This is a genomic window from Streptomyces sp. NPDC050485 (assembly GCF_044458185.1).
In the GTDB taxonomy this organism is placed as follows: domain Bacteria; phylum Actinomycetota; class Actinomycetes; order Streptomycetales; family Streptomycetaceae; genus Streptomyces.
Window position 1 is genome coordinate 190,218 of record NZ_JBITHR010000004.1, and the last position, 13,262, is coordinate 203,479.

Genomic DNA, 13,262 nt, shown 5'->3' on the forward strand with positions numbered 1-13,262 from the left:
TTTTCCGCCGAGGCATGCGGCAGGCCCCCGCTTCCGGCGAGGGCCTGCCGCGCGCGTCCGTATCGTGACGGATCGTCACTTCGCTTTCTGTACGTACTCGTTGGTGAAGGTCTTGGACAGGTCGACGGTGTGGCCCTTGACCGTCGGGTCGAAGGCGCTCAGCACGTTCAGCACGGTCTGGGGGCCGTCGGACGGCATGAGACCGTCGGGCGAGTACATGCCCTTCTCGTTCTCCAGGGCCTTGACGTAGGTGTCCTTGCCGACGCCCGCGTAGTAGTCGGCGGGCATCTTGTCCGCGATCTCGGTGCCGCTGTGCCCCTGGATCCACTTCAGTGTCTCCACGAAGACGTTCGCCAGCTTCTGCACCGCCTCGGGGTTCTTCTGGATGTACGCCTGCGTCAGGTAGAGGCAGGACGCCGGGTAGGTGCCGCCGAGCGCCGCCTTGGCCCCGGCCGCGGTCCGCATGTCGATCAGAGGCTTGGCCAGGCCCTGCTTCTCCAGCATGGAGATGGTCGGCTCGGTCGTCATCCCGCCGTCGATCTGCTTGTTCTTCACCGCGGCCACGAACGTCGAACCCGCGCCCACGGCGATGGACGTGGCGTCGCCGGGCTTGAGGCCGCTCTTGGCCTCCAGGTACTGGGTGAGGAAGTTCGTGGAAGAGCCGAGGCCGGTCACGCCGAGCTTCTTGCCCTTGAAGTCCGCGGGCGTCTTGACGGAGTCTGACTCGTCGCTGCGGATCATCTCCACTTCACCCGGCGCCTGGAGCAGTTGCACCACCGACTGGGTGGACTTGCCCTTGGACTGCAGGTCGATGTTGTGGTCGTAGAAGCCGACCACGGCGTCCTGCTGGCCGGCCAGCATGTCCGTCTCGGCGTCGACCCCGGCGGGCTCGTCGGAGAGCACCGCGTTGATGCCCTGCGCCTTGAAGTAGCCGAGGTTCTTGGCCAGCATCACCGGCAGGTAGATCTGCTTGTCCAGACCGCCGACCATGATTCTGACGGTGATCTCGCCGGAGGCGTTCTTCGTGGCCGTCTTCGGGGAGCCGCCGCCGCAGGCGGTGAGCGAGAGCGCCAGGGCACTGCATGTGACGGCGACGGCGAGGGACTTCTTGACCGGGATCATGTGTGGAGTCCTTAACGGGTGTGCGGGGAGGGGGAGTTGGCGGAGGGTCAGAGACCGGCGTTGTCGCCGGACAGCTGGGTGGGGCGCCAGCGCAGTACACGCATCTCGAACCGTGTGACGAGGAATTCGGCGACCAGGGCGAGGACGGCGATGATGAAGATGCCCGCGTACACGCCGTTCGGGTTGAAGTTCTCCTGTGCCGTGCGGATCAGCATCCCGAGTCCGGCCTGAGCGCCCAGCATTTCGCCGACGATGGCGCCGATGAGCGCGAACCCGAACGCCGCGTGCAGCGAGGCGACGATCCACGTCATCGCGGACGGCAGCACCACCTGGGTGGTCACCCGCCACTCCGAGGCGCCGAGCACCCGGGCGTTGGCGATCAGGTTGCGGTCCACCTCACGGGTGCCCTGGAAGGCGTTGAAGAAGACCGAGAAGAAGACCAGCACGACGGCGAGCGCGACCTTGCCGGACACCCCGAGGCCGAACCAGAGGGTGAACATGGCGCCGAGCACGATGCGCGGAATCGAGTTGGCGGCCTTGATGAACGGGGCCAGGATGTCGGCGAGCACCCGGACCCGGCCGAGCGCGATGCCCATGACCACGCCCGCCAGAGTGCCGATGAGGAAGCCGAAGACGGTCTCCTGCATGGTGACGGAGATGTTGTGCCAGACCGAACCGCTGGCAGTGCCGTCGGTGAACCAGGTCCTCAGCTGGTCCGCCGCGCCGGACGGCGATCCGTAGGTGAACGGGTCGAGGGCCCCGTTGTCGGCTCCGAGCTGCCAGCCGAGGATCACGACGGCGACGAGCAGGACCTGGGCGACGCCGATGAGCAGGCGGCGCCGCCGCGTCCGGCGCCGGGCCGCGCTGATCAGTGCGGCCTCGTCCGGCTCGGACAGCTGGGACGGGAGGGGAGTGGTCATGGGAGTGCTCCGGTCGGGGGCGGAGGATGCCGCGTCGGGCGCCAGCCGGGTGCTCATGCGCTCGCCCCGATCTGCGCCGTACCTGCCGTACGGGCGTAGGCGGCCTGCACCTCGTCGCGCAGGCACGACCAGATCTGCTCGTACAGCTCGACGAAGCGCGGATGGAAGCGGATCTCCTGGACCTTGCGGGGCCGGGGGAGATCGATGGTGAAGGTGTCCTTGACGGTGCCGGGGCCCACGGTGAGGACGACGACCTTGTCGGCGAGGGCGATGGCCTCCTCCAGGTCGTGGGTGACGAACACGACGGCGGGGCGGGTGAGTTCCCACAGCGCGAGCAGCTCGTCCGAGACGATCTGCCGGGTCTGTACGTCAAGGGCCGAGAACGGCTCGTCCATCAGCAGGATCTCGGGCTCGTTGATCAGCGTCTGGGCGAGTGCGACGCGCTTGCGCATGCCACCGGACAACTGGTGGGGCAGCCGGTCCTCGAAGCCGGTGAGACCGACCCTGCGCAGCCAGTCGCGGGCCTTGTCGACCGCCTCGCGCCGGGGGGTGCCGCGGAACTGCGGCCCCGCGGCGACGTTGTCGAGCACCGACTTCCAGGGGAAGACGGCGTCGGTCTGGAACATGAAGCCGACGCGCGGGTCGATGCCGGTGACCGGCTCGCCGTGCAGCAGCGTGGCGCCGACGCTGGTCCGCTCCAGGCCGGAGACGAGCGAGAGGGTGGTGGACTTGCCGCAGCCGGTCGGGCCGACCACGGCGCAGAACTCCCCGGGCGCGACCGTCATGTCCAGGTCGCGCAGCGCGGTGTAGACGCCCCCGGAGGGGGTGCGGAAGCGTTTGGTCGCGCCGCGCAGTTCGATCGCCGCAACCGGGTCGGGAGCAGGGTTGTTCTCGGGGGGTGTCGCTGCCATCAAGGGCACCGCCTTGGAAGTACGGAACGGGTGGTACGGGCCGGGCGCGTTCCGCGAAATGTCATGTGATGTTTCGCGGATGTTGCGAATGCCGAGACCGTAGAACCGGCCGTGCCGGGCGGCGAGCCTTGCGCACATTGCCCGGCTTCACCGCGCTGATCGACGTTCTGCTCGTTGTGCTCATGGCAGATCCGCTGGTCAGAAGGGGTGGGCAAAACGAGGTTCCGGAAGGCACAATCGCCGACGACCGCGGACCCGGGAAGACACCGGCGCCCCGGTGCGGCTTCCGCCTGCCCCACGCACCCGGCTCCGCGCCGAGCGGGATCGTGAGGGAGGAGTTGCCGCCGATGCCATCGTTCGCCCAGCGGCGCGGCCCCGGGCACAGCCGCAAGCTCTCCACCCGGATCCTGCTCGGCCAGCTGGCGATCCTCGGAGTCACCGGCGCCATCGGATTCGTCCTGTTCGGCTTCGCGCAGCGCGCCCTTCTCGACCGCGACTATGAGCAGCGCGCGCTCGCCATCGCGGACACCACCGCCGCCGAGCCGCAGATCCAGCAGGCGATGGAGTACGGGGGCGGCGGCGACGTCGTGCAGACGGTGGCCGAACGCATCCGCCGTGCCGCACACGCCTCGTACGTCGTCGTCATCGACCGCGGCGGCATCCGGCACTCGCATCCGATCACCTCCGAGATCGGGGCGAGGGTGACCGAACGCCTGGTCGCCCTCGACGGCCGAGAGCACGTCGGCATCGACCAGGGAGCGACGGGCCGCTCGGCGAACGGCAAGGCCCCGCTCTACGGCCCCACGGGCGCGCTCGTGGGGGAAGTGTCCGTCGGCATGCCGGACCAGGACGTGCTGGCGGAACTCTTCCGCGAGATACCCACCTTCGGCCTGTACGCCGGCACCGCCCTGGTCCTCGGCGCGATCGCCTCCTATGTGCTGGCCCGCGGCCTCAAACGCTCCACCTTCGGGCTGGAACTCGAAGAGATCGCGGGGCTGCTGCAGGACCGCGAGGCGATGCTGCACGGCATCCGGGAGGGTGTCGTCGCCTTCGACCCGCAGGGCAGGATCACCGTCGTCAACGACGAGGCGCGCCGGCTCCTCGGCCTGGGCACCGCACTGGGCTCGCGTCTGGAGGAGCTGATGCCGGACGGGCGGCTGCGCCGGGCCCTGAGCGGCACGCTCGAAGTCGCCGAACCCACCGGGTCGGACCTCACCGTCCTCACCGACGAGCACTGCCTCGCTGTCAACCGGATGCCGGTGGTGCTGCGGGGCCACGAGCTCGGCGCCGTCGTCACCGTACGGGACCGGACCGAACTCGTCGGCCTGCTGAGGGAGCTCGACTCCGTGCGGGGGCTGACCGACGCACTCCGTGCCCAGCAGCACGAGTTCACCAACCGGCTGCACACGCTCACCGGGCTGCTCGAACTCGGCGAGTACGAAGCGGCCCTCGACTTCCTCGTGGAGTCGGGTGGCACCGGCCCCGCCCTGGCGGAGTCGGTACGGGAGGGGATCGGCAACCCGCTCATGATCGGCCTGGTCGTCGCCAAGACGACGGTGGCCGCCGAACGCGGCGTACGGCTCGAACTCGGCGAGGACACCCGGCTCGGCGAACAACCACCCCATTTGCACCGGTTGTTGACCATCATCGGGAACCTCCTCGACAACGCCGTGGACGCCGCCGTCACCGGTCCCGCGCCCGACGCTGGCCGCCGGGTGCTGCTCGCCCTCACCGAGTGCGACGACGAGGTCCGGGTCCGCGTCGAGGACAGCGGTCCCGGGATTCCCCCCGGCACCGCCGAGGCGATCTTCGAGGATGGCTGGTCGACCCGGCCCGACCGGGGCACCGCACGCCGGGGACTCGGCCTGGCCCTGGTCCACCGGCTCGTGCAGCGCCATGGCGGGCGGATCACGGTCAGCGAGGGACCCGGAGCGGTCTTCGAGGTCCGGCTGCCCGTGCCGGACACCGCACCGGTGGCGCAGGGCGCCGTGTTCACCGTCAGCCCCGCGATCCCGGTCGCCGCGGGCGAGCCCCCGAACGGAGGACGGCTTTGATCAGGACCCTGGTCGTGGACGACGACTTCCGGGTGAGCGGCATCCACGCCGCCTATCTCGCCCGCAACGGCGGTTTCGATGTGGTCGGCCAAGCGGGCAGCGTCGCCGAGGCGCTGTCGGCGGTCCGCGAGCAGCGCCCCGAACTCCTGCTCCTGGACGTCTACTTGCCCGACGGCAGCGGGCTGAGCATCCTGCGGCGCCTCACCGAGCACCTGGCCCCGGACACCCCGCGGCCCGACGCCATCATGATCACGGCCGCCCGGGACATCGCGTCCGTACGGTCCGCGATGGCCCTCGGAGTGGTGGGCTACATCGTCAAACCGTTCGGCTACGCCGCCCTCGACGAGCGCCTGACGGCCTATCAGGACCTGCGGCGCAGACTGGCGTCGCTGCCGCCGGAGGCGGAGGCCGAACAGGCCGACGTGGACGCCCTGTTCAGCGCCACCCGGCCCGCGCTGCTGCCGCCCGTCCCGGCGAAGGGGCACTCCGCTCCCACTCTGACCCTGGTCCGCGACGCGGTGCGCGCCGCCCGCCGCGACCTGTCGTCCGCCGAGGTGGCCCGGGCGACCGGAGTCTCCCGGGCGACCGCCCAGCGCTACCTCTCCTATCTGGTGAAGGAGGGCCTCGTACAGCTGGAGCTGAAGTACGGGGCGACGGGCCGCCCCGAGCACCGCTACCGCGCCGGGACCTGACCTCTCGGGGGCTGCCGCATGCGATCACCGCTATCAGGATGCGTTCAGGTTCCGGCTGGCACCGTCTGGGTCCATGACATCCGAGACATACAGCCCGGTCGGCACCGCCGGCACCGGCCGCGGCCCGCGTTGGAACAAGGTTCCGGAGGTCACCTTCTACTTCTGGGTGATCAAGGTGCTGTGCACGACGGTCGGCGAGACCGCGGCGGACTTCCTCAACTCCCAGCTGGGTATGGGCCTCACCGGTACCTCCCTGGTGATGAGCGCGCTCCTGGCGGCGGCCCTGGTCGTGCAGTTCCGGACCAAGGGCTACCGGCCGGGCGTCTACTGGCTGGTCGTGGTGCTGATCAGCGTCGTGGGCACGCTGATCAGCGACAACCTGACGGACAACCTGGGCGTACCGCTGGAAACCACCACCGCCGTCTTCGCCGTGGTTCTGGCCGTGGTGTTCGTCGCCTGGTACCGGTCCGAGCGCACGCTGTCCATCCACAGCATCCACACCGCGCGCCGCGAGACGTTCTACTGGCTGGCCGTCCTGTTCACCTTCGCCCTGGGCACGGCCGCCGGCGACCTCGTCTCGGAGCGGCTCTCCCTCGGGTACTGGGTCGCCGCGCTTCTGTTCGCACTCGCCATCGCCGCGGTCGCGGTGGCCCACTTCGCTCTCGGGCTCGACGCCGTGTGGAGCTTCTGGATCGCGTACGTACTGACGAGGCCGCTCGGCGCTTCCATGGGCGACTACCTGTCCCAGTCGAGCGACGACGGCGGTCTTGGCCTCGGCACCGTGATCACCAGTGTGCTGTTCCTGGCGGTGATCCTGGCCTTGGTGGTGTACCTGACGGTGTCGCGCAGGGACGCGACCGAGCGGCAGCTCAGCCGGACGGCAGGCTGACGGTGAACTCCGCGCCCGGTGCCTGCTGCCGGGCGTAGTGCACATCCCCTCCGGCGGAGCGGGCCAGGCGCCGCGCGAGCGGCAGCCCGAGGCCCGCTCCGCCGTGGCCGTCGTCGGGGTCAGCGCGGCGGCCCGGGTGAAACAGCTCCTCGGCGAAGGCGGCGGGGACTCCGGATCCGTCATCGGTCACCGAGATCCGTACGCCGCCGTCCTGGCGGTACGCCAGAACACCGACGCTCGTGCGTGCGTAACGCAGGGCGTTGTCGACGAGCGGGCCGACGATGCGGTCGAGGAGTGCGGGCGAGACCCCGGCCGCCAGGTCCGCCTCCTTGCCGCGGACGGTGACCGACACCCCTCGTGGGACGGTCAGCCGTCCCACGAGCCGGTGCAGGGCGGGCAGCACCTCGGCGGTGCCCGGAGTCGTACCGGCGCGGTCCCGGGCGTCGTCGAGCAGGGTGTCGCAGATCGTCCGCATGGACTCGGCCGCATCCGCGATGGCTGTGTGCGAGGCCCGGGTCTGTGCGGCCGAGCGCGGATGGGCCTGCCACCAGTCGAGCTCGGCGATGATCCGCGCGAGCGGGTTGCGCAGCTCGTGGGAGAGCTCGCCGGTCAGCTGCTGCTCGTGCCGCAGGACAGCCCGGATGCGGTCGAGCAGGGCGTCAAGGGAGGAGCCCAGCTGGGCCAGCTCGGTCGGCCGTGCCGTGCCGCCGAAGCGCTCGTCGGAGGCGGCCGCGCTCCACTGGGCCGCCTGGGCGGTCATGGTGTGCACCGGACGCAGGGCGCGTCCCACCGCGAGGCGGGTCAGGCCGTAGGTGCAGGCGAGCATCGCCGCGTCCAGGGCGATCGACGCGAAGAGCACCGTGTCCGCGGTGCTCCGGTACGGACCCAGGTCCACGGCGGTGACCACGGCGGCCCGCCCCGGCGATCGGCTCCCGGCCGGTACCGGCTGCGCGCACAGCCGGACCGGCGTCGGGTGCTGCAAGGTGGTGCAGCGCTGAGTGCCGTGGGAGGCGAGGTCGGCGGCCGCGCGCGTGCTGGGGCCGGCCGGGGCCGCGGTGGACGGGTGCTCCAGGAGCGCGGGGCCCGCGAAGATCCAGACATTGGTGTCGAGGAGTTCGTCGTTGGGGGTCTCCAGCACCCGCACCGCGGTGCCGCTCGTGTCGACCGTCGCCGCGACGGCCGCCGCACGGGTGCGCAGGTGGTCGTCGGCCTGATGCTGGAGGCGTTGCTGGACGACCGTGTTGAACACGACCGTGAGCACCACCATGAGGAACGCGAGGGTGGCGACCGCGACCAGCGAGAGCCGGCCGCGCAGGGTGCGCGGCCACCACCGCAGCAGTACGGCCCTCATGACAGCCGGTGGCCGACGCCCCGGGCCGTGGTGATCGAAAGGGCGCTGCCCGCGTCGCGGAGCTTGCGCCGCAGCCGGGTCAGGTACTGATCCAGGGTGTTGTCGCTGACCTGTGCGCCCTCGGGCCAGCCGGCCCGGATCAGCGCGCGGCGGCCCACGATCTCGCCGCCCGCCGCCATGAGCGGGGCCAGCAGCCGGAACTCGGTCGGTGTCAGATCGACCTGGGCGCCGTGGACGGTGAAGCTGTGCCGCACCGCGTCGAGGACCAGATCTCCGGCCGTGGCCGCCTTGAGCGGTGCCGAGCGTTTGAGGACCGCCCGCAGGCGGGCGGCGAGTTCCGTGAGGTGGAACGGCTTCGGCAGGTAGTCGTCGCCGCCTGCCGAGAATCCGGTGAGGCGATCGGTGAGCCGGTGGTGGGCGGTGAGGAAGATGACGGGGGAGCGGAACCCGTTCGCGCGTATGGCCTGGCACACGTCGCGGCCGTCCGCGTCGGGCAGCCCGACATCGAGGACGACCGCGTCGACCGCGTCGGTGGCGAGCCGCAGCGCGCTCGCACCGTCCTGGGCCGGCACCGTCTCGAAGCCCTCGTCGGCAAGCCCGCGGCGCAGGACATCGCGCAGCGCGTGATCGTCTTCTACGACCAGGATCCGCTGCCGCATGCCTTCCGCCCCTCTCTCGTCCCGAGAGCGTAGCGTCTACAGCGCTGTAGACGCGAATGGGGACAATGCGGTGCTGTGGGGACGGCTCGGCGCCGCCATGCGCAGGGGGCGGACCGTGCCCCGCAGCAGTGCCTGCTGCGGGGCAGGTCATCGGTTCGCCGCGGTAGACGTGCCGGGACGGCGTCCGCCGTGGCGAAACCGGTGCCGTGTCAGCCGTCGATGCGGTGCTGGGTCCAGAACGAGGTCAGGTCCGTGGCCGTGACCGCCTGAGCGGCTGCCTTGAACTCGGCCGTGGTGGAGACTCCGTACCAGTGGGAAGTGGCGTAGTCCTTCAGCAGTGTGGCCATGACGCCGTCGCCGAGGACGCGCCGCAGGTCGTGCAGGGCGCACTTGCCGTGGCCGTAGACGACGGTGGAGTACCGGGAGGAGTGGGCGTCCCAGTAGGCCATCGAGTTGGTGATCTTCTCGTCGGCCGAGGCCCACCAGACGCCGCTCCAACAGTTGGTGCCGGTGTTGTTCAGCGCCAGATCGGTGGCGTAGTCGGTGAACGCCTCATCCAGCCACGGGCTGTTGTACTGGTCGTCGCCGACGATGCCGTACCACCACTGGTGCCCGATCTCGTGGGTGAGCGCGGTGGTGCTGACCAGGTCGAGCACGAATCCGGGGTACTCCATGCCGCCGAACCAGAAGTTGTTGTCGAGCACCGCGTCCAGCTTGCCGTACGGGTAGGCGCCGAACCGGGCCGCGTGGGCATCCACGGCGGTTTCCGCGGTGGTGAGCATCGACTGGGCGTCGGCCGAGCCGATGTCCGAGACGGAATAGACGTTGACCGGGGTGCCGCCGGCGGAGGTGCCGGAGATCTTGCTGAAGGGGCCGGCCGCCCAGGCGAAGTCGCGGACCTTGGCGGCGGTGGCGGTGGTGATGGTGCGGCCGCTGGAGCCGGGGGTGTCGACCGAGGTGCCGGTGGCCGGTATCAGCAGGGTGCTCGGGTGGTCGAGAGCCACCTTGAAGTCGGCGGCGAGGGAGTAGAACGACTCACCATTGTTGGTGTACGGGTCCAGGTGCCAGCCCGCCGAGTCCCTGACGGCGAGCACGGGCAGGGCGTTGCCGATGAAGCTGAAGGCCCCGTCGGAGCCGAAACGGTCGGCGCCGCTGGGCACGTTGATGCCCAGGTCGAAGCCGATGGTGGCGGACTGTCCCTGGGCCAGCGGCGTCGGCAGGTCGATCTTGAGGGCTGTGCAGCCGACCGAGAGGGCGCCCGCGGTCCCGCCGGTGAGGTTGCTGACCGTGATCGGCATGGCGGAGCAGGTGCCGTGGTAGTTGTCCCACAGCCTCAGGTACACCTCGCTGAGCGCGGTGGCGGAGGCGTTGGTGAAGTTCGCGGTCTCGTGGCCGGTCCACGCGCTGCCGCTCGCGTCGCTGCTGAGACGCACGTCGTACGAGGGCGCTGCCGGGGTACGGGTGGCATCGCCGGGCGGGGTCGAGCCACCGGAGGTGTCGAGGGCGACGTCGTCGATGACGAAGCTCGTCTGGAGGCTGGAGTTCTCCGTGCCGGTGAAGGCGAGGTCCACGGTCTGACCTGCGAACCCCGACACGTCGAACGACTTCCGCGCGTAGCCGGTGTTCTTGTCGAGGTTGGAGTACGTGGCCAGCGTCGTACTGCCGATCTTCGCCGTCAGCGTGTCGTACGCGGTGGACGACGTCGCCTCGGCGGTGTCGATGTGCAGCCAGAAGGAGAGCGTGGCGGTGCCGCATCCGGACGGGATGGTGACCCTCTGGGAGAGCGTGTCGGTGTGCGTACTGCCCACACCGTTCAGCCAGGCGAAGCCGGTGCCGCCGTGGGCGCTCTGGCCGGCGCGGTTGGTGATCACGCCGGGCGACGACTGGCTCCAGGGCGAAGTGCCGTTTTCGAAGCCGCCGTTGGCGACGACCTGGGCCGGGGTGCAGGCGGAGGGGCGGGGGGCCTTGGCCGGCGCGGCCGCCGCCGGGGCGACGGGGAGGGAGACGGCGGCCATCGCGGCGACGGCACATGCGGTCGTGGCGAGGGACTTGTGGGGGGTGGATCTCACACGAGACTCCTTTGAGACGGCCGGGGTTCCGGCCTGCTCGGTGACCGCCCGGCAGGCCTGGGTGGGCCGACGGGCAGTCGCGGGCTGCGCGCATCGCTTGCGTGATCGCTGAGGGAGATTTCCGCGGTGCCTCCCCGGGGTCGGGCGACACCTGTGGGAAGCCTCGCAGGTTTGACGGAAGCATGCCAAGAGGGATGGGATGCTTGAAGCCAGCCTCGTGTCCGTGGCTCTACTCCGCGCGGCGACCCCGTCCGAATGAGGGGAAACGATTCCTTCGTCGGAGGGGGATTATCCGAAGTGCCGCGGAGGCCAGGCTTCCCCCTGCCCGGTGACATGCGCCGGGACCCCGCCGACAGGTCCGCCGACCCGCGCGCCTTCGGCGGCGAAGTCCCCTGCCTGTGAGGCCGCCGCCCCGCCGGACTGGTCGGAGGCGGACGTCAACGCCGTTGCTGTTGCCGTATCGCCGTCGGCCCTGGCCCAAGCCGGGCCGACGGCGAACAAATAATCGGTTGCCTGTTGGCGATGCTGGTGGATGCAATGACCGGCATGGTCAGCCAGATGCGCCCGCCACGGCGAGCTGAGATGAACGCGTACTCCGGGTCCTTGCCACTCTGCGATCTGGGCAAACGGCCACCGAGTCGTCACAGGGGAGGCGCCAACGCATGAGTACGCCACCATCGCCATCTGGAGCGGAGTGGACTGACGGTTCATCAGTCCAGATCGGCGCTCTCGTTCCGCTGACTCGGCCTGGCTGGGTCGAGGCGGGCCAACACTTGCTCGCTGGACTCGAGCTGGCCGTTCGCGAAGTCAATGACGCCGGCGGGATCGCCGGAAGACCACTTGAGCTGGTGGTCCGAGACACCGCGGCTGATCCGCAGAGGGCCGCGGCGGCCGTGGACGAATTGGCTCGCCTGGGCGTGGCCGCCTTGGCGGGGGAGTATCACAGCGTCGTCGCTCGCGCCGCTGCCGCCAGAGCCGACGCCCTCGGCCTGCCGTTCCTCTGCTCGTCAGCGGTTATCGACGCGCTGACCGAACAGCCAACGCAATGGGTCGCGCGCCTCGCCCCGGCGCAGTCCCACGGCTGGCAGATCTACGCGGACTTCCTCCTCGGCGCGGGCCACAGCCGAATCGCCGTAGCAGCCGAGCCGAGTGTCTACTGGGCATCCGGGGCCCGCATTCTGCGGGAGTACCTCGCTCCACGCGGCGGCACGGTCATCGAACTCGACATGCGCGCGCTCACCCCCACGGCCGTGTGCGACGAACTCGTCGACAATCGCGCGACAGCCCTCCTTCTTCTGGTCGGCCACCCTGAGCCGGCTGTGCCGATCGTCAAGTCTGTCCGCCGCGACCAGCGCCTCGCCGAGATCCTGATCGGTGCTCCGGCCGGGCAACCGGAGTTCGCCGAATGGGTGACGCTGCTGGGCGACGACGGCGCCGCGATCCCGTTCCTGCGCTACCTGCCCGAGCGCCTCGGCCCACTCGGTGCACGAGTCGAGACGGCGCTGCGCGAGCGGCTGGGCGAAGCGCCCTCCTTCGTCGCGTTCGAGGGCTACGACACGGTCGCCGTCCTCGCCGATGTGCTGCGCTCTCACGGCGCGGACCGGGCGCGCACTGCCGAATCCTGGCCGAGGGTTGCGGTCGAAGGCACCCGCGGGCAGATCCAGTTCTCCCGCACGCCGGGCATCAGCGTTTGGCAATGGGCGTGGCCGCCAGTGCAAGTCGTTGATCGAGATCCGGCGGCACCCGATCGCTTTCGGATCCTTCACGCCGGCTGAGAGAGCAGCGAGGTCCGACTGCCCAGATCTGTCCGAATGCGAAGTCGGCCATCGCCCGGGCCGGGGGGCGGCTCCCCAGCGAGCAACCCAGGAGCCCGGCCGGGTCTACCAGGGGAGCGGGCCCGCGGCGTCGAAGTAGCCGCCGGTGGGGCCGTCGGGGCCCGTCTGGGCCATGCGGACGATGATCTCGGCTCCCTGCTCGACGGTTTGGACACCGGTGTTGCCGTTCAGGTCGGTCTTGGTGAAGCCGGGCTCCACCGCGTTGATCCGCATGGCCGGGAACGCCTTCGCGTACTGCACGGTGATCATGTTGACCGCGGTCTTCGACGCCGGGTATGCGACGCCCGGGTAGGCGTACGCCGGTGTGCCCGCGTCGGCGACGTGGGTCAGGGAGGCCAGACCGCTGCTGACGTTGACGATGACCGGGGCGGCGGAGCGCCGCAGCAGCGGGAGGAAGGCGTGGGTGACGCGGACCGTGCCGAAGACGTTCGTCTCGAAGACGTGCCGCATCACGTCGGCCGTCACGTCCTCGGCGCCGATCGCGTTGTTGCCGGCGTCGCGGGCCTCGATGCCCGCGTTGTTGATCAGTACGTCGAGACCGCCGTCCGCCTCGATGGCTTCTGCCGCGGCCTGGACGGATGTGTCGTCGGTGACGTCGAGCCGGACCGTCCGCGCGCCCAGCCGTTCGGCGGCCAGGCGGCCGCGCTCCTGGTCCCTGCTGCCGATGTAGACGGTGTGGCCCGCGGCGACGAGGCGGCGGGCGGTCTCGAAGCCGAGCCCCTTGTTCGCTCCGGTGATCAGTGTCGTGGTCATGCCTCCA

Annotated in this window: 11 protein-coding genes; 4 read left to right on the forward strand and 7 right to left on the reverse strand. The window is 70.4% G+C overall.

Annotation, left to right across the window (positions count from 1 at the left end):
- Nucleotides 1–75 precede the first annotated feature (75 nt).
- The 3 genes from ACIBK6_RS10155 to ACIBK6_RS10165 are packed head-to-tail and all read right to left on the reverse strand — an operon-like array spanning nucleotide 76 to nucleotide 2,953.
- The gene (locus ACIBK6_RS10155; protein ID WP_399050480.1) at nucleotides 76–1,122 is read right to left on the reverse strand and encodes an ABC transporter substrate-binding protein; all 1,047 of its coding nucleotides are present in this window, start codon (nucleotides 1,120–1,122) and stop codon (nucleotides 76–78) included.
- Nucleotides 1,123–1,169: 47 nt separating this feature from the next.
- Nucleotides 1,170–2,042: an ABC transporter permease gene (locus tag ACIBK6_RS10160; protein ID WP_399050482.1), complete on the reverse strand. Its 873-nt coding sequence runs from the start codon at nucleotides 2,040–2,042 to the stop codon at nucleotides 1,170–1,172.
- A gap of 53 nt (nucleotides 2,043–2,095) precedes the next feature.
- A complete protein-coding gene (locus ACIBK6_RS10165; protein ID WP_399050484.1) occupies nucleotides 2,096–2,953 on the reverse strand; it encodes an ABC transporter ATP-binding protein in 858 nt (285 codons plus the stop codon).
- 347 nt (nucleotides 2,954–3,300) lie between these two features.
- On the opposite strand from ACIBK6_RS10165, the gene ACIBK6_RS10170 reads away from it, so the two are divergent.
- The 3 genes from ACIBK6_RS10170 to ACIBK6_RS10180 all read left to right on the forward strand — a co-directional run bounded on the left by ACIBK6_RS10170 (nucleotide 3,301) and on the right by ACIBK6_RS10180 (nucleotide 6,588).
- Nucleotides 3,301–5,007: an ATP-binding protein gene (locus tag ACIBK6_RS10170; protein WP_399050486.1), complete on the forward strand. Its 1,707-nt coding sequence runs from the start codon at nucleotides 3,301–3,303 to the stop codon at nucleotides 5,005–5,007.
- Nucleotides 5,004–5,699 carry a response regulator gene (locus tag ACIBK6_RS10175; RefSeq protein ID WP_399050488.1) on the forward strand — a complete coding sequence of 232 codons (696 nt, stop codon included), beginning with the start codon at nucleotides 5,004–5,006 and terminating at the stop codon, nucleotides 5,697–5,699. Before ACIBK6_RS10170 ends, ACIBK6_RS10175 begins: the two co-directional genes overlap by 4 nt.
- A gap of 73 nt (nucleotides 5,700–5,772) precedes the next feature.
- Entirely contained in the window at nucleotides 5,773–6,588 is an 816-nt protein-coding gene (locus tag ACIBK6_RS10180) for a hypothetical protein (RefSeq protein ID WP_399050490.1), read from the forward strand.
- Here the strand turns inward: ACIBK6_RS10180 and ACIBK6_RS10185 are convergent.
- From ACIBK6_RS10185 to ACIBK6_RS10195, 3 genes are all read right to left on the reverse strand, one after another.
- Entirely contained in the window at nucleotides 6,569–7,939 is a 1,371-nt protein-coding gene (locus ACIBK6_RS10185) for a sensor histidine kinase (RefSeq protein ID WP_399050492.1), read from the reverse strand. The two genes, ACIBK6_RS10180 and ACIBK6_RS10185, sit on opposite strands and share 20 nt — an antisense overlap.
- Nucleotides 7,936–8,598: a response regulator transcription factor gene (locus ACIBK6_RS10190; RefSeq protein ID WP_399050494.1), complete on the reverse strand. Its 663-nt coding sequence runs from the start codon at nucleotides 8,596–8,598 to the stop codon at nucleotides 7,936–7,938. Before ACIBK6_RS10190 ends, ACIBK6_RS10185 begins: the two co-directional genes overlap by 4 nt.
- Nucleotides 8,599–8,807: 209 nt before the next feature.
- Entirely contained in the window at nucleotides 8,808–10,667 is a 1,860-nt protein-coding gene (locus ACIBK6_RS10195; RefSeq protein WP_399050496.1) for a M1 family aminopeptidase, read from the reverse strand.
- Between the two features lie 662 nt (nucleotides 10,668–11,329).
- Between ACIBK6_RS10195 and ACIBK6_RS10200 the strand changes: the two genes are divergently transcribed.
- On the forward strand, nucleotides 11,330–12,442 hold the full coding sequence (locus ACIBK6_RS10200; protein ID WP_399050498.1) for an ABC transporter substrate-binding protein: 1,113 nt from the start codon (nucleotides 11,330–11,332) through the stop codon (nucleotides 12,440–12,442).
- A gap of 105 nt (nucleotides 12,443–12,547) precedes the next feature.
- Here ACIBK6_RS10200 and ACIBK6_RS10205 read toward each other — a convergent pair whose 3' ends face one another.
- Nucleotides 12,548–13,255: an SDR family NAD(P)-dependent oxidoreductase gene (locus tag ACIBK6_RS10205; RefSeq protein ID WP_399050500.1), complete on the reverse strand. Its 708-nt coding sequence runs from the start codon at nucleotides 13,253–13,255 to the stop codon at nucleotides 12,548–12,550.
- Between the last annotated feature and the right edge of the window lie 7 nt (nucleotides 13,256–13,262).